This window comes from Bradyrhizobium sp. LA2.1 (assembly GCF_040547725.1).
In the GTDB taxonomy this organism is placed as follows: domain Bacteria; phylum Pseudomonadota; class Alphaproteobacteria; order Rhizobiales; family Xanthobacteraceae; genus Bradyrhizobium; species Bradyrhizobium barranii.
In genome coordinates this window covers 124,137-141,803 of sequence record NZ_JBEPQI010000016.1, presented here as the reverse complement: position 1 = coordinate 141,803, position 17,667 = coordinate 124,137, and the positions used below count along the sequence as shown (strand labels likewise).

At 57.7% G+C, this 17,667-nt stretch carries 8 protein-coding genes and 2 pseudogenes; 2 read left to right on the top strand and 8 right to left on the bottom strand.

What is annotated here, in order from left to right; all coding sequences use genetic code 11:
- Nucleotides 1–19 precede the first annotated feature (19 nt).
- From ABIB95_RS28500 to ABIB95_RS28485, 4 genes are all read right to left on the bottom strand, one after another.
- Nucleotides 20–613 (bottom strand): aminotransferase class III-fold pyridoxal phosphate-dependent enzyme, encoded by a 594-nt coding sequence (locus ABIB95_RS28500; RefSeq protein ID WP_354244217.1) that lies wholly within the window; start codon nt 611–613, stop codon nt 20–22.
- A 485-nt stretch (nt 614–1,098) separates the two neighbouring features.
- Nucleotides 1,099–1,488 carry a response regulator transcription factor gene (locus tag ABIB95_RS28495; RefSeq protein WP_354244214.1) on the bottom strand — a complete coding sequence of 130 codons (390 nt, stop codon included), beginning with the start codon at nt 1,486–1,488 and terminating at the stop codon, nt 1,099–1,101.
- Nucleotides 1,489–1,579: 91 nt separating this feature from the next.
- Entirely contained in the window at nt 1,580–2,263 is a 684-nt protein-coding gene (locus tag ABIB95_RS28490) for a response regulator transcription factor (RefSeq protein ID WP_247457863.1), read from the bottom strand.
- A 1,300-nt stretch (nt 2,264–3,563) separates the two neighbouring features.
- Nucleotides 3,564–3,803, bottom strand: coding sequence for a hypothetical protein (locus ABIB95_RS28485; RefSeq protein WP_247457862.1), 240 nt, complete (start codon nt 3,801–3,803; stop codon nt 3,564–3,566).
- A gap of 78 nt (nt 3,804–3,881) precedes the next feature.
- On the opposite strand from ABIB95_RS28485, the gene ABIB95_RS28480 reads away from it, so the two are divergent.
- The gene (locus tag ABIB95_RS28480; RefSeq protein ID WP_247457861.1) at nt 3,882–4,442 is read left to right on the top strand and encodes a hypothetical protein; all 561 of its coding nucleotides are present in this window, start codon (nt 3,882–3,884) and stop codon (nt 4,440–4,442) included.
- 1,114 nt (nt 4,443–5,556) lie between these two features.
- On the top strand, nt 5,557–11,127 hold the full coding sequence (locus ABIB95_RS28475; RefSeq protein WP_354119252.1) for a trifunctional serine/threonine-protein kinase/ATP-binding protein/sensor histidine kinase: 5,571 nt from the start codon (nt 5,557–5,559) through the stop codon (nt 11,125–11,127).
- Nucleotides 11,128–11,843: 716 nt separating this feature from the next.
- Here the strand turns inward: ABIB95_RS28475 and ABIB95_RS28470 are convergent.
- The 4 genes and pseudogenes from ABIB95_RS28470 to ABIB95_RS28455 form a co-directional block, all read right to left on the bottom strand.
- Nucleotides 11,844–12,298 (bottom strand): annotated as a pseudogene (locus ABIB95_RS28470) (FMN-binding negative transcriptional regulator); the annotation flags it as partial.
- Nucleotides 12,299–12,318: 20 nt separating this feature from the next.
- Nucleotides 12,319–13,515, bottom strand: a pseudogene (locus ABIB95_RS28465) (IS3 family transposase).
- A 1,356-nt stretch (nt 13,516–14,871) separates the two neighbouring features.
- A complete protein-coding gene (locus ABIB95_RS28460; RefSeq protein ID WP_247457858.1) occupies nt 14,872–16,239 on the bottom strand; it encodes a tyrosine-type recombinase/integrase in 1,368 nt (455 codons plus the stop codon).
- Between the two features lie 286 nt (nt 16,240–16,525).
- The gene (locus ABIB95_RS28455; protein WP_038959757.1) at nt 16,526–17,548 is read right to left on the bottom strand and encodes a tyrosine-type recombinase/integrase; all 1,023 of its coding nucleotides are present in this window, start codon (nt 17,546–17,548) and stop codon (nt 16,526–16,528) included.
- Between the last annotated feature and the right edge of the window lie 119 nt (nt 17,549–17,667).

Genomic DNA, 17,667 nt, shown 5'->3' with positions numbered 1-17,667 from the left:
CTCTCGTGTGCCTACAAGTTTAGCTTGCTCGGGCTGAATTCAACGTTTCGGTCAATGACTCCTCGAATATGTCTAGGCCTTGTCCCAACGTTTCTTGGTCGATCGTAAGTGCAGGCAAGAACTTTACAACCTGATCGGTCGGTCCGCATCGCTCGATAATCAATCTCTTTTCAAACGCTCTATGTGACGTCGCCTCTGCGATTTCGGTCGTTTTGCGATCGAATCCGCATATCATGCCCCGTCCACGAACAGCAAACTTGTTTCCGTGCTGGTGCGCGATAGCATCGAGTCGACGCCGCATAAATGCGCCCAAGCGTCGGACCTGTTGCGAGAACGTCTGGTTGCGCCAATACAGATTCAAAGCCGCTTTGCCAGAAACGAGTGCAAGGTTGTTTCCTCGAAACGTCCCCGTGTGCTCGCCTGGTTCCCATGCGTCAATCGCTTCTTTGATCAGGAGCATCGATAGTGGCAAACCGTACCCACTCAGCGATTTCGACATTACAACAATGTCTGGCGACAACGCGGCGAACTCGAAACTGAAGAACTCGCCTGTAAGGCCACAGCCCATTTGGATATCGTCAACTATGAAAATAGCTCCGACCTCTTTTGCCAAAGCCTCAATTTACTGCAACCATTCCTTACCAGCGACGTTAATGCCTCCCTCTCCTTGCACGGTTTCGACGAGAATGGCGGCTGGAAGATCAGTGCCACTGCTCTCGTCCATTAATACCTTTCGCATACAATCCGCCGGACTGTGAGCGGAGCCAAAATACCCATCATAGGGCATGAACGTTGTGCCGGATAAGGGAATGCTGCTGGCTTTGCGGTAAAAGCGGTTACCGCTCGCGGCTAGGGCGCTCCTTCGTTAAAGCGATGAGGGCCTCGCCTCGTCTGATTGCGCGATCATACCAAAGGCGCCTTGTCAGGAGCCCGACGTTGCAAGTGCTTTAACCAGATGCCGAAAGTGCAACAACAACGACAGGAATGCGGCAAAAGGCGATGGTCGCCACTGGCACGCGGTAAGCACGGGCAATCGCGCATTGATCGACATCGTAAGCGCCGCGCGGCTGCGGCTTGGTCCAGACTGCTTCCCATCTTTCACGCGTTCGTTCCACCCCGATGCTCGCGAAGCGATGCATCGAGGCAGGCGCTCAACGCCAAGTAGGCAAAGGGTTTGGCAAAAAAACCGGTTACGCCCGCGCTCAACGCGCGGGCTCGCGTGCGATCATCTGCGAAGGCAGTCATCAAGATGCATGGTGCAGCATGGCCCTGGGCTCGCATCTGTTCCAAAAGTTCAAAGCCGCTCATCATGGGCATCTGCACGTCTGCGATGACACAGGACGTGTCGTTCAATTGAGACGACCGCAAAAATTCCTCAGCCGATGCAAACGTATGAACGATGTGGCCCTGCGATTTCAAAAGGTTGTTCAGTGCGGCACGAATCGAAGGATCGTCGTCAACAACGGAAACAGTTGAATACCTAGACAAGACGACCTGTTCTTAGTTGGGCGAAGGCGCTGGCCGAAGCATGACGGCCAGCAGAAGGGTGCACGTGTACGACGAAATTGTAAAATCATACTTAGGTTTGTACCCTGAAACGGTCGGTCCCAATTCCCAGCCTCTCAGCCATCCTGATCAAATCGGCTAGCGATCGAGCTCCCATCTTCTTCATCACGTGGCCGCGATAGATCTTGATTGTAATCTCGGCGAGCCCGAGTTCCGCGGCTACCTGTTTGTTCAATAGGCCGGCGGCGACCAGTTTCAACACATCCTGCTCTCGTGGACTTAGTGCCTCAAACAAGGACTGCAGCCTGCTGACCACCTTGTCTACACCTCGTCTCTTCCGATCCTGTTCGATAGCTGCGACTACGCCATCGAGTAGTTCCTGATCGCGAAACGGCTTGCTGAGAAAATCGATTGCTCCACTCTTCATGGCTTTGACGGTCATCGGAATATCGCCATGAGCGGTGATGAAAATGATGGGAATGTGAATCTTCAGTTTGTCTAACTCATTCTGGAGCTCAAGGCCGCTCAATCCCGGCAGCCTGATGTCAAGCACAAGGCAGCTAGGAACATCAGGGAGCTCGCTCTGGAGCATTTCTCGGGCGGATCCGTAAGCAACGACATCTAGACCGATCGAACGAAATAGGTTGACCAGCGATTCGCGCATTGAGAGGTCATCGTCGACGACGAAGACGCTCGGCCTCACCTCAGGCCCGACGACATTTGGGGCTTCCTTCCGGGGTTCAGAGCGCTCGGTCACGATAAGAGCCTCACTTGTACGATTTACAGTAGACTTACTGCCTCACTACGACCTTTGATTGATCGCATAGGCTTTCGAGGACTTTTGCGCAGTGCAAATCTTTGAAATGTTCCAGGTATGTGACTGGTCAGCCATTCGCGCCAGCGTGACGCATTACAGGAAAGTGTAGCAAAAACCACCCGACTGGTCGAGAACTGCCTTTCGCATCTGTCCGCCGTCGCGTTGGATCGGCCCCGCGGCATCGATCAAATCGATCAGCAGCCGATCGAGAAACACCGAATCCAGAACTTGTGGCGCTCGCTTTAGCGGCGGCGCGTGTCGCCTGGCCTTCACGAGTGAGGCTGCAGCGGACGGCTCATTATGCGGCTGAAGGATCAGAATGCCCGTCGCTTTGGTAGTCGAATGCGGGGGGCGAGCTGAGCGAATTGGCGCGATTGTGCCTGTGCATGCGCCGATCTCGCCGGCGTTGAGATCGGCAAGCGGCGTAGACTATCGCACCCGTACTAAGGAAAATAGACATTAGAACGAGTAGCAGCGGCATCAGCCCACGAACTCTTCTTGTTGCGTCGTCAGAGCGCCTGTGAGTTGCTCTTTGCGAGGTTGGGGAAAGCACCTTGCACCGACTTCGTGCAACCTGACGCAAGGTGCGATTCAAGTCCTTTCCGTCATGTTTGTAGGAAAGATGCTCGAATTCGAGCTGCTGGAGGGGCGCTCACGTGCGTTCGTGTCGTTGCTTCCTTCACGACGCTCGCACCCCAACATGAGGCGGCGTAATCTGAAGGAGAGGCGGGACACACTCCATCTGGTGTCCAGCTGCGGACCGGTTCGCCAAAAGGCAGTTGCATTTGCTCTCCTGCACCAGCCAAACAACCGCTGATCCAGCGAAGAATCATTCTTCCACCAGAATTGGCGGACATCATACTCCGTGCCGGGCACCTTGAAGGTTCGCTCTTTGACCTACATAGGAACGACAAAACGCGCCCCGAACGGTCAACCTGAAGCTGTTGTTAGACCTGCCAGTAGCTCATCGATCCGCTAAGGGCCTACGGCCCAGGCCGCACTCCGTCGAGAAGAAAGTGCGTCGGGTTCGCCCCACATCGCCAGTACATCCGGTGATGCTGCCTCCAATGAAGCAACCAGCGTGGCAAAACTGAGGCTCGCTCAGCAAGGCCGAGCAGGTCGTGACTCCCTGCTACTTCGTGCCGACCGGGAAGGGGTTGAATCGTTCGTGGCGTTAGGTTGTACGATGCCGGCGTAGATCTATCGAATTGGCAAAGAAGGCGTTCCGCTGTACTTCATTTTAATTGCAATTCTCTTCACTGGTTTTGGGGTAGCCTACGCCTTGCTTGAACAGCGGTTCAAGCAGCGAGAACTCTCTCGGATCTATCGGCTTCGCACGGCCGGCAATCGCCCTCCTGCGAACCGCAGCGAGCGGCATTCCGATCAGCGAGGGCCTATACGGGCGCTCGCTGAGCATCAGGGGTTTGTCGCGGGTGGGAGCAGGAATGAAGAGAATAGTTATGGGCGCGGTTTCGCTCATAGTGGCTTGCAGATCTGCCCTTGATGCTGTGGTTCAGAGTCGATGACTGCATGGCGCCTTCCAACAATCGAGCCAGGAGTGAACGTCGATCTCGAAAACAGCACCGCTCGTGTCGGCGGGATTTCTAGCCTGAGCGCCCTTGCGGCGTTGATGTTCAGCGACTCGAGCTCGCATCTTGCTTCTCCTCGGGTCTTAGAAGCATCCTTCCGGACCGATTGTGGAGCAAACTTCTTTGGCGGCCGTGCTGTTAAGCGTGGGCGAATTCTCGGGACCGGCTTCTGTGAGAAAGGGTCGTTCGACATGCCAGATATCAGCGAGGCGATCGCCGAGCTCACTGATCGTCTGATCGCATTCAGAGCGGTTCGCACCATAGTCAGCCGGGGAAGCGACATTTCCGTCGGTCAGCGTAAAGAGGCATCGTGCCCTGCCGTCCGGTATTCCTCGGCCGGCATCGACCTCCGGAGATCGACAGCTTGGTGCAGGCCTCGAGGGGAACAGGCTGAGCTGATACTGCGCCAGTGCGGTTTCAGCTCGAAAAAGATATCGGCCGGCGCTTATGTCCGCGGGGGTAGCCATCGAAGCGGCGGAAAGGTCCAGCTGTTCGATTTGCTGCAATGGACCGAGCGCTCCGAGCCTTAGTACATCCGATTTCGAGGGGCTCATGCTTACCAAGAAGCTGTTTCAGCTCTTTGGCTCAAGTCGCTCGATCAGGCGTTGCGGTTTATTGATCATTCAAAGTCCAAACGCGCCTCCGCATCATTGGATTCGTCTCGTTCGAGCTAAGTCTCTGCTGCGATCGTAAATCAGGCTCGTGACTAGCGTCTGAGAGGCGTTGTCGAAGGGCCGGCCTTCTTCAAGTGCAAAATTGTGTACGGCGAGGTCCTTCAATATCGTGTCGGATACACGGATACACAGGCTCTGTGCTTCCTTAGCTCGGTACGGCGATCTCAGTGTCGCCGCGCTGCTCGCTTCGCGGGGACAGCATAATCAACATTTCACAGATAATACCGGGACGGACCGGGCGCACGTTAACGCCGTGACAGCGCGCACCGGGACGGCTTCGAAGCTTGTGAAGACACGTTTCTCGGCCCAATGCCATGTTAGTTTGGTGCTGAAGACTGAGCGCGTCAATGGTATGGCCGCTTGCTCGAAAGACATACTCGGACGACGTTGTGCGAAGCGAGTTGTGGCGCTCGGGGCTTCAGTTCGCGCCAGGAGATCTCGCAATTGGCTCATGGGATGGCATTGCGCATCGCGCCCCGGACGCTCAGGCCGATGCAGCCGTCAGAAGCCGGCGTCCAATGGCCTCGCGCGTTGTGCCGATCATGGGCAAACCGATCAGCTTTCACATGTCATTGTCTGCTTGAGCGGTAGCAGCGATCTGGGCCCTGCTGCACGTTGGGCAGTGGGCCGCTGGTGGTCCGGCAACGGGCCACGAGCCGCTCTATCAAATACAATCCTTCGCCCACACACTGCGCTAGTCGGGAGCGCCCGCCGCCGATGCTGTGCAGGCGGCCGGCGCGCAGGATTGGGCTGGATCGACACGATCGGGCTGTCCCTTCCAACCAAGCCGCGCGACGCGCGCCACAAATAGCGCCGTCGCTAGCGCGGCTTGGTTGGAAGGCAAGTCGCACCTTGGCGTGCCGCGGTCCACTCTTTGGCGGCCTTGATCGGTACTCGCGCCGTTTTCCCTTCACAAGCTCGCCCCATATGTGTCAGGTTTTGGCTCAGTCCTTATTGACCGGGCGGGCAAATGCCGCGGGACCCCCTCAGCCGAACTTTGTTCGGCTCGAATCTCGACAGTGACATCCAGCCCCTGTGGGAGGACGGTGATCGCGCGTTCTGCCGTGCGTGGCGCCTGCAAATCCACGGCAGCAGGGCTGTCGTGCTTGTTGTGCGGCCCATCGCGGAACACCCAGCGACGCTCGACCGCCTCGCCCATGAGTATGAGCTGAGGGAGGAGTTAGACGAGGCATGGGCGGTGCGGCCGTTGGAACTCATCCGGGAAGCTGGTCGGACTATGCTGGTCCTGGAGGATCCATGCGGCGAGCCACTGCTAAATTTACTTGGGCTCCGTATGGAGCCCAAGCGCTTCCTGCGCCTCGCTGTTGGCATCGCGAGGGCCGTGGGCAAGCTTCACCGGCACGGCTTGGTCCACAAGGACCTGAAACCCGCTCACATTCTGGTCAATTGTCCTGACGAACAGGCGCGACTCACTGGGTTTGGTCTGGCTTCCCGTCTTTCCCGCGAGCGCGTGCCGCCTGAGCCTGCCGAGTTCATCGCCGGCTCGCTGCCCTACATGGCGCCCGAACAGACCGGACGAATGAATCGCTCGGTCGATTGTCGCAGCGATCTCTATTCACTTGGCGTGACATTCTACCAGATGCTGACCGGCGCGCTGCCGTTCACGGGCTCAGATCCCTTGGAGTGGATCCATTGTCATATTGCAAGAAAAGCAATACCGCCCGTCGAGAAATCGCAAAACCTCCCCGAGCCGATATCTCAGATTGTGATGAAACTCCTCGCGAAAACCGCCGAGGAACGCTACCAGACTGCCGCTGGCCTTGAGCACGATCTGCAACACTGTCTCGCAGCATGGGCCAACCACGGTCGCATCGACCCGTTTGAGCTCGGCACAGACGACACACCTGATCGGTTGCTCATCCCCGAGAAGCTCTATGGCAGAGCCCTTCAGATCGAGGCTTTGCTTGCCTCTTTCGATCGCGCGGTGAAGAGCGGCGCGCCGAGGTTGGTGCTCGTCGCTGGTTACTCCGGTGTCGGTAAATCTTCGCTCGTCCAGGAGCTACACAAAGCGCTGGTGCCCTCGCGCGGGCAGTTGGTGTCAGGCAAATTCGACCAGCTGAAGCGCGACGTTCCTTATGTGACGCTAGTGCACACGTTTCAGAGTCTTGTCCGTGCTCTTCTCAGCAAAAGTGAGGGCGAACTCGCCACCTGGCGGCAAGCGCTCCGGGAGGCGCTCGGCGCGAATGGACGACTGATGGTCGAATTGATCCCCGATCTGAGCCTGATCATTGGCGAGCAGCCCGCGGTTGCTGAGCTTCCAGCCCGGCAAGCGCAGATTCGTTTCCAGCTGGTGCTTCGCCGCTTTATTGGCGTGTTCGCCCGGCGAACCCATCCTTTGGTGCTCTTCCTCGACGATTTGCAGTGGCATGATGCCGCAACGCTCGACTTGATCGAGGATCTCCTGACCCAGTCGGATCTGCACCTGCTGCTCATTGGAGCTTACCGCAGCAACGAGCTTGATGCAGGCCATCCACTCAAACGCAAGCTGGACTCCATCAGGAGAGCTGACGTAAATTTCGAGGAGATCACGCTCTCGCCGCTCACTGCAGACGATGTCGCGCAGTTAGTCGCGGACACCCTTCGCTGCGGACCCAAACGCGCTGCCCCGCTTGCAAAGTTGGTGCATCAGAAGACGATGGGTAATCCGTTCTTCGCCATTCAATTCCTTTCTGAGCTGGCCGAAGAGCATCTGTTGACGTTCGATCACGAGTCGGCGCGCTGGCGATGGGATCTCGAGCGTATTCACGCAAAAGCGTACACCGAGAACGTCGTAGATCTGATGCTCGGCAAGCTCATCCGCCTGCCCGAGGAAACGCAGGACGCGCTGCAACAGCTGGCCTGTTTCGGCAACATCGCCGGGACGGCGGAGCTTGCAATCGTGCTCGAAACTTCGCAGGAGCAGGTGCATGCGACCCTGTGGCCGGCGATCCGGCAGGAACTGATCGCGCGCCACGGAACAGCCTACCGCTTCCTCCACGATCGCTTTCAAGAGGCGGCCTACTTGCTGGTGCCGGAATCCTCGCGCGCTCCTGCCCATCTGCGGATCGGTCGGATGCTGGCGGCACACGCCCCTGCGCACAAACGCGAAGAGGCAATCTTCGACATCGTCAGTCAACTCAATCGAGGTGTCGCGCTAATTGCCTCCGGTCAGGAGCGTGAGCAGCTCGCAGAGCTGAATTTGGTCGCAGGGCAGCGTGCCAGGGCGTCGGCGGCCTACGCCTCGGCACTCACATATTTCACCGTTGGTGCTGCGCTGCTCGCGGAGCACTCTTGGCGAGGGCGCCACGAACTCGCGTTTGCACTGGAGACAAGCCGGGCGGAATGCGAATTCTTGGTAGGCCAGCTGGACGTTGCAGAGAGTCTCCTGTCCGCTCTGTCGAAGCGCGCCTTGAACGGGCCCCAGCGAGCAACGGTCGCCTGTTTGCGGGTCGATCTTTACTTGACGCTCGGTCAGCACGGGCGGGCAGTGCTCACAGGGCTCGAATATCTTCACGACGTCGGGATCGAGTGGTCGCAGCATCCGACGGACCAGGAAACATTAGCCGAATATCAGCGGATGTGGTCGCAGCTGCCCAACGCAATCGAGGATCTTGCTAGTTTGCCTGCAATGACCGATCAGACCGCGCTTGCCACGCTTGCCGTCTTGACGCGGATTCTTCCGCCCGCAGGTTTCACGGACGCCAATTTATCCGCTTTGGTCATCTGCAGAGCTGTCACCATCAGCCTCGAATACGGCAACACTGATGCTTCTTGCGCCCATTACGCATGGCTAGGCCGAATCTTGGCCGGGCGCTTCGGTGACTACCAAGCAGCTGACAAATTTGGTCGTCTTGCTTGCGACCTGGTTGATCGCGGTGAGTTCTCCCGCTTTCGGGCTCCCGTCTATTTGGCCTTCGGGTGCAACGTGATCCCGTGGACGAAGCCCCTAAGAGGTGGCCGAGTTTTGATTCGGCGAGCGCTCGCAGCTGCGGTCAGCAGCGGCGATGTCATCTATGAAGCGTACAGCTTGCTTCATCTAACCTCAAATATGATGATGGCCGGAGATCCCCTGAAAGAGGTGCAGAACGAAGTAGAGAAAAGTTTTGCTACGATACGGAATAGAAAGGTTCAGTTTGCTGCTGATGGCGTAGCCGTTCAGCTCGCAATCATTAGAAACATGCGCGGCCTCACGCGCTCATTCGGTTGCTTCGATGACCAACAATTTGACGAGCTAGACGTCGAGCGATCGTTGGCACGGAGTCCGGAGCTGTCACCTAGCGAAACCGTCTACTGGATCCGCAAACTTCAGGCGCGATTTCTAGCCGGCGATTATGCTGCGGCTGTTGATGCTCGCTCCAAGGCGGAGCCCAAATTATGGACTATGCCGACGGAGCCCTTGATCGCGGAGCTTCACTTCTATGGTGCGCTGTCTCACTCATGTTACTGCGACAAGCTAGGCGAAAGCGAACAACAGCAGCATTGGGATATCATTGATGCCCATTACAGACAGCTGCAGATATGGGCGACGAATTGTCCTGAAAATTTTGAGAATCGGGCTGCCTTGGTCGGCGCCGAAATTGCAAGGCTCGAATACCGGGATGCAGACGCAATGCGACTATATGAACACTCAATCCAGACCGCAGCACGTAACGGTTTCGCCCACCACGAGGGAATCGCTTGCGAACTTGCAGCGCGCTTTTATGCTGCGCGCGGTTTTGACAGAATCTCCCGGGTTTACCTGCAGGACGCGCGGCGCGGCTACCTTCGTTGGGGAGCAGATGGCAAGGTGCGTCAGCTCGACGAGCTGTATCCCCATCTCAGCCATGAGGAGACCACTCCTGCCATGAATGGAATGAGGATCGGAGCTCCGGTTGAGCATCTTGATCTCGCGACGGTGACAAAAGTGTCGCAGGCGATTTCCGGCGAGATTGTTCTCCAAAAACTAATCGACACGCTTATGCGGACTGCCATTGAGCAGGCCGGCGCCGAACGAGGTTTGTTAATTCTGCTGCATGGAGGCGAGCCACGGATCGAGGCGGAAGCCACAACGGTAGCGGATGCGCTGCTTGTAAAGGTGAATGAACAGCCCGTAACTCCGATGGCGCTTCCCGAGTCCGTGCTGCATTTCGTCCTACGCGTCCGCGAAAACGTCATTCTCGAAGACGCTGCCGCCGAGCCTTCATTTGCGGAAGATCCGTATATCCGCGAGCGCAAAGCGCGTTCTATTCTTTGCCTGCCACTGATCACGCAGGGCAAGCTGATCGGTGTACTTTATCTGGAGAATAATCTCGCCGCGCGCATATTCTCGGCTGCCCGCAACTCGGTGCTGAAAATGCTTGCCTCGCAAGCTGCAACAGCGCTGGAAAACAGCCGGTTGTACAGCGAAGTTCAGCAACGGGAGTCGAAAATCCGGCGCTTACTCGACGCTAACGTCATCGGAATATTTATCATTCGCGAAGGAGGCGAGATCATCGAGGCAAATCAAACCTTCCTCACGATGGTAGGATACGACCGAGAGGATCTCGTCGCGAGGCGAGTTAACGGTCTCGACCTTACACCGCCAGAATGGCACGAGCGCACACTGAATGCTGGAAGAGAAGCAAAAAGGACCGGAGCTGTTCAGCAGTTCGAGAAAGAGTATGTCCGCAAGGATGGCAGCCGCGTGCCGGTGCTAATTGGCCTCGCCGTATTCGATGCGCGAGACGACCAAGGTGTTGGCTTCGTCCTCGACCTGACAGAGCGAAAGAGAGCGGAAGCAGAAGCCCGTGAAAGCGAACGACGATATCGCGAGACTCTGATGGGGCTGGCACACGCCAATCGGATCACGACAATGGGACAGCTGGCCGCCTCAATCGCCCACGAGGTCAACCAGCCGATTGCCGCGATCAGAAGTAATGCGGGGGCGGGGCTAAATTGGCTCGGTGCTCAACCGCCAAATCTGGAAGAAGTTCGGCACACCTTCGGTTTGATTGTCCGTGACAGTATGCGTGCAGGGAACGTGATCCGTCGGATCCGCGCTCTTATGAATAAGGCTCCTATGCAAACTGAGCTGCTCGCAATTGACGAATTGATCTTAGAGGTGCTGGCCCTAGTTCGCGCGGAACTTACGAAAAATGATGTATGGGTGCAAACGCGACGTACTGAGGCGTTGCCGCTCGTCCGGGCAGATCGCGTCCAGGTCCGGCAGGTGATTCTCAATTTGATCACGAACGCCATCGACGCCATGAGCGAGATTAACGAAAGTGACCGCGAGTTACTGATCAGTGCGCGGACAGATGACTCGAACAACGTAGTGGTCACTTTTCGGGATACGGGCCCAGGACTCGATCCGAACAGTGCTGACCGCGTGTTCGAGGCGTTTTACACCACCAAGCCCGAAGGCATGGGCATGGGGCTGGCCATTTGCCATTCTATTATTGAGGCGCACGGGGGCCGGATGTGGACGGGCGCCAATGATCCTCGCGGGGCCGTCTTTCAGTTCAGCATGCCGGCTGCGCCGGACGTCGTCGATCGGTGGGAACAGGTCTCTTCAACGTCTTAGGCTCGAGTGCGATATCGAGCAGGGCGCTCCGGGAGCCCGATCATCGTGACAGAGCGAGCGGCGAGACCTCGCGGATTTAGACATTCGCTTTTCTTACTGCCCATCGGGGAGTGTTGGAGCGAGCGCAGATTGTCGCGAATTGTCAGAAGATCTGCAATCTGACCGTGTTAGCTTCAAGACGCTTTGAAGGCTTCCTGCAAGTCTCTTGAGACTTGCAGGGCGTCGGAATCACGGTGAAAGCTGCATACGCGGTGTTCGAGAGAATGACGGCAATCCGCCTTCCAAAGCATCTTTGTTTGGGTGGGAAGGGCGATTTCAATGCGGTGATTTACTTTAGATGCAACCTTCGCTCGTGGCTGCGCAGAGTTTCAGTGTGGCGGATCAGTTAGCGCCAGTCGCAAGATTCCGTACTAAACTGGTTTGCTTTGACAGCAGTGGAGCCGGCGCAGCCCCCTTGAATCCGATCTCAATCGGAGCATTCCTGTCATGCGCCCCGAAGCAGCCCGCGGATTGCAACCGGTGTACCGCTCTTCTTCTCCGGACTGGCCTCGGGGCCTCGCGCCGCTGCTGCCGCTCGCAATAGGTGACGCGCAGGCGAGGCGTCGTGTATGGTTTCTGTGATCTGTAAAAGCCCGAGCAGGAACCGACCGCCGCCGTCGCATCGCTGTCCAGAAGGAGAGCAGTCGAGGATATGGAGAAAATCCAGTGATACCGCGTCACAATACGTCGTCCGGGTTCGTCATGAGGTGAGCCACACGACGGTCTTGGTCACGGTCGCTCTTCGATAGCCCCTCGATGACACCGGCGCGATCCGCCGCGTTGCGGTTCTGGCTCATCTTCCGCGTGCCATTGAGGCGTGTAATTTGCAATCGCAGACCGACAATCCCCTTAAGCTCCGTTTTGATGAAATCGCCAGGGGCGTCAGACACCGCCCAGCGGTCTGTGCGCGAGCGCTCGTGCACATCGCTCAGCCGCGTGACCACCTTCGCAGCCGATCGGCAGAATCGAAGAATTCGACCGGCCCATAGGCATGCACGGCGATATAGTTCCACGTCGGTACGGCCTCGCCTCTCGCGTGCTTGGTCACGTACCAGGAGGGGCTGACATAGGCCTCCGTCCCAGCGAAGATGGCCATCGCCTCGCCAGTCGGTGTCAGCTTCCACTGCGGATGCGTGACCTGAGCCCCAAAGATCATCCAGCGATGGGCAGAATCCTTTGGTTATTTGAGCCTGTGTGGCTCGGTGATGCAACGGGACGGGGCGCGGAGCCCTCGACATAGCGCAGCGTCCCGTCCCGTTACATTTCGGACGCTGTTAGTCTGGCATAGGTTGATGGCGGCAGGTTTGCCGATCCCGCTGTGCGGACGAACGGTGTTGTAATCATCCTGCCATTCGGCAAGCAGTTCTCGAGCATGCTCGAGTGACGAGAACAACGTCTCGTTCAACAACTCGTCGCGCAGTCGTCCATTGAAGCTCTCTACGAAGGCATTCTGCTGCGGCTTGCCCGGTGCGATGTAGTGCCACTCGATCCGGGTGAGCTGCGACCAGTGTAGGATGGCCATGCTGGTGAGTTCGGTCCCGTTGTCGCTGACGATCATGGTCGGGCGGCCTCGTTGAGCGATCGCGGCATCGAGCTCACGACCCACCCGGGTCCCCGACAACGAGGTGTCGGCGACCAATGCGATGCATTCCCGGGTGAAGTCATCCACGACAGCCAGGATACGGAAGCGTCGGCTGTCGGTCAGCGTGTCGCTGACGAAATCCAGTGACCAGCGCTGGTTCGGTCCCTGCGGCAACGCCATCGGAGCCCGTGTTCCCAGAGCTCTCTTGCGTCCGCCGCGCCGGCGAACCTGCAGCCGCTCCTCGGCATACAGCCGCCGCAGCTTCTTGTGGTTGATCAGCACGCCTTCGCCGCGGATCATGAGAAGCAGACGGCGATAGCCAAAGCGCAGGCGTACCGACGCCAGCTCACGCAGCCGGACGCGAATGGTCGCGTCGTCAGGCCGAAGGCTGCGATAACGCACCGAGGACCGATCAGCTCCAATCACTTCACACGCCCGCCGCTGACTGACCTCAAAACTCGAACGAAGGTGAGCCACAGCCTGCCGCCTTGCGACGGGCGTCACCATTTTTTTGAATTGAGGTCCTTCAGCATGGCGTTGTCGAGCATCGCCTCGGCCAACAGCTTCTTCAGCTTCGCATTCTCGTCGTCAAGCACCTTGAGGCGCCGAGCGTCTGATACGTCCAGGCCGCCATATTTGGCCTTCCACTTGTAGAACGTCGCGCTTGAGATCCCATGCTTGCGGCAGACATCCCCCGTCTTCGAACCCGCTTCCTGCTCCCGCAGGATCGCAATGATCCGTTCTTCCGTGAACCTCGACTGCTTCATCTCCGTCTCCCTCAAGGTGACGGATTCTACCTCTTTTTGGAGGAAGTTCAGGGGCTCAGGTCATCCCCGTCTATTCGTCCAAGGTGACCGCCGATGCGATTCGCTACGACACCTATGGTGCGAACGCGGGCGAGCAGGCCGATGCGCCCGACATCCCGCCGCGCGACTTCGTGGTCCCTGGCATCACCTTCGACGGCGACACGACCTTGCAAATCGACGGATTGACGATCGTCGCGCGCGAATTAGGGGCTGGCGAGGCCCCTGCGACCACGGCCTACTACCTGCCCGCCACGCGAGAGCTGTTCCCCGGGGACGCCATTCTCAACCGGCTCCACGGTCCCCTTAGAGAAGCCCATACCGGGCCGTGGCTTGGCATCCTCGACCGGCTCGAGGCGATGTATCCCAATGTCGCCATCGTGCACCCTGGACACGGCGCGTCGGGTCCGAAAGAGCCGATGTTCGATGACGAGCGGCTGTATCTGAGGACTTGTCGCGCAATAGCCGCAGAGGAGATTGCCCGCGGGGGCTTCACCGATGCTGCAAAGGCAGCGACCGTCCGGCTGGATCAACGCGCGGTTTCCTTACACCAACCCGACGGGCATCAAGGATATCGTCAGCGACAGTGTCGAGGGCCTCTTCCGAGAGTTCTCGCAGCCCTCGTCTACACCGCTTCCTTGATGCACATGTGTCGTTTAGGGGAACGGTGTGGCAGATGTACGAGCGGAATTGCGGGTAACGGTCAATGTACGCAGCCAGGCGGGGAATCGCCCTCTCGACCAATCGCAAGAATCGTTGGTTGCGTGCCCCCGACTTGAACCTACCGTTCGATGAGCTTCCGACTTTAGGCGGGCCATCGGAGGGAATATCGCAGATTTGAGTCGTGTGGGGAAAGGCGGTAGCGGTCTACTGACTCGAACCCCCGACAGATCACCGCGGAGTGGGACAGTCTAACACGAGGTGCGGAACCGGTTGTCTTCGACGCTTGGTCAGTGAACCTCGCCTCAGTCCCATCACGCCCCCCTAGATCTCTGCCTCAAGTGCCGTTCTTCTTCAGGAACGCCGCAACGAAATCGCAACGAATTAAACGAGCGTGAACAAAACGGGACGGGAGCGCTCGCCATCGCAAGAAAATCAATAACTTAGAACATGTTCACTACGTTCGGGACGCAGGGGCGCCTGCGCTCAGATCGGGACTTGAACCGAATGTCGGTATCGGTGGTTACGCCTCTTGGATTTGAGCCTGCTTCGATCTGGTTTTGCCATCGCCCTGCGTCACTCGGCAATTGCCGGAACGGGCGAGTTCAGCTGACCGACCGTGTCCGGCAGTGCGGTTAGGCTCCCTGGCCCGTGCATGCATCAAGCTGCACGCCGCATCTTGCCTTGCTCTTCGCCCTGAGCGCCTGGCTCCACTCCAAGCTCGCTGGTTGCACGACGGCTTGCCCCATGGCCGAGCCAGCCTCGCAAAGCGGCGTCTTCCGTGAGGGACTTACCGAGGGCCGAGAACACTGCGGTGCTGATCGCTTGTTGCTGGCTGCGAAGGTGATCCTCAAGTAGTTTGTGGCGAGTAACATAGCCGGCGTTCACGCCTGGAATTGAATGGTTCATCAGCAGCTTAGCATCAAATTCCGAGACCCCGGCAGCCGTTGCAATAGTCCGGAATGTTTGGCGAAGATCGTTACCCCACTTCGAGAGGGTATCGCGATCCTCTTTAGTTTCAGCAAGGTGCCCTGACTCACTGTCGCCGGGAAAGACCCATTTCTGCGACTGCAACGGATACATTTGCCGGCCAAAGCGGATTGCCCGAATGAGACACAGGATCATTTCGCGGGAGAGCGGGATATCGAAAGCTCGCTTCCTGCCGCCCTTCGGCTTTTCGATATGCAGAGTTCGGCTGTGAAAGTCGATGTGACTTGGCTTCACTTGCTGTAAGGCGGTAGTTCGAGAACCACAGAGCAGCGTGAGCAGGTGGAATTCACGGCGGATCGGATTTTCAAGGACAGCCAACTCCCGAAACCACTCGGTCAAGTCGCTGATGCCCATGCCAGTATCTCGGCGTTTCTCCTCATTCCAATCGACGGCATCCGCCGGATTGTCGCGTGGCAGTGATCTGTTAGTCTTACGAGCATGATTGTAAATTGCGCGTAGCGTTCGCATACAACCATTCGCGATATAAGGACCGTTCTCCTTTGTAATCTCGTCGTGCTTCTTGGCAACTCGAGCAGGATCCTCCGCGAGTCCGCCCAATGAAGTATCAAGCCACTCCGCAAAGAGACGTTCTACGTGGTCGCGATAACCACTTATGGTCTTTTCACTACGACCCTTTCGGATCAGGTGGGCTTCCAGATATCGCTGCCATGCATGCCTGAGGGTAACAGCCGCAACCTCGGTATTCACCTCGTTCCCAACTTGGCCAAGGCCAGCGTCTCCGCCTTGCTTTGCAGTTTTCGGGCGCAGTCCCCTGCTGATCTGAGCCAGATATTCCTTTGCGATCGCGCGCGCTGCTCGGGTGGTCAACTCGCGCGTGTCGCCGATCGATACTCTGATGGACGATGCTCGCTTGCCTCCCTGCCGAAGATCGCCTTGGACAGTGAAGGTTCTTTTCCTCTTCCCCACGACGACGAAGAAGCCCTTCAACTCAGTGTCGCGGGCTAGATACCAGCCCTCCTTCGGGGTAGCTAACTGAGCGATGCTCTTGTCGTTCAGAGGAATACGAATGTCATTCATTGGAGCGGAGGCCGTGGACTAAAACGGTTTTCAAACGGTTTTGGCGAACCGGGTTGTTTGGATGTTCGGGTTCGACGTACCGCGAAGCTATGCGACAAACCCCTATAAAACAAAGGGCTTCTGAGGGATCGTCGTAGCGCAGAGCAGATTCAGAAATCGTAGCGAAGGGCTAGTTTTGAACTCTTAATCAGCGGGTCCCAGGTTCGAGCCCTGGTGCGCCCACCATATAAATCAAGCACTTAGCATCTGGCTTGGTATCGTAGGCGACCTCGTTTTACAGGTCGTTTTACAGTTTTGTTCTCGCTTCGAGCTTGAGTACCGCAGCTTCTGCAAGCTGAATGTCGCGACCAAGATAGTGCGCGTCCAGAATGGCCTCGACGTCCTTTAACGAGTGGCCGGTCACAGCCGCGATCTGCGGTACGCTCGCGCCAGCGATCGCCAGCCGAACCACTGCGGTGCCCCTCAAATCGTGAAACGTCAGGTCGCCAATGCCCGCCCGTTCGCAGGCCTTTGCCCACGATGTTCGAAAGCCGTCGGAAGTCCAGGGCCGGCCGAGCGTGTTCGTCAGGATAAGAGGTCCCCGACGCTGCGTGGTGTCGAGCAGAGCTCTCAAGGGAGTGCCGGCAGGCATCACTACGCGGCGCCCGCCTTTCGACTGGCGGAGACGAATATGAGGGCTCTCGTAGGCTGACCAAGGTAAGCGCAAAAGGTCGCCTTGTCGTTGACCGCTCCATAAAGCCAAGATCAGCGCCAACCTGATCTCTTCAGATGCAACTGATAGAACTGCGGCAATGTCCTGCTCGGTCCAGATCTTGTCTCGGCGGTCTGCGACGTAGAGCCGACCACCACGCTCGCAAGGATTGCTGGTGATAATGCCGCGATCTTTCGCGAAGGACAGAATGCGCGCCAACACCGTCCAGGCGAGATCAGCCTTGCGCGGCGTGTTGGCGAATTTGTCGCGCCAGCCTTTGAAGTCGCCGCGAATTCTGCGATCGGCGAGAGCGGCGATCGGCAGGTCAGCGAATTCATCCTCAATGAGCTTGATGTACCTCAAATAGTCACGGCGGGTGGACGCTGCGATCTTGGTGAATTCCGGTGCCGCCTTGTATCGCGCGATGACTGACATGAAGGTGCCGGCCCGAGGCTGCCGTAAGTTCGAATGCGCCTCCTGGTATTGCTGGACGAAATCAGGGGTGCCTGGTTCTGCCTTGATCTGGGGGCCGCCGCGATAGGCGTAATAGTACGTCTTTGGTTCGCCGCTTGAGAGCGTCACCTTTACTTTATGAATCCCTTTGAGATTGACGCGCACGCTTTGCTCTCCACTCGTCCAGCGCGGATGTCGCAACGTCCGGAGTTTGAGTGATGGGTAATCCGCTCAGCGAGTCTAACGCGAGATCGATCGCTTTCAAGTCCCATCGCGACGTGCCA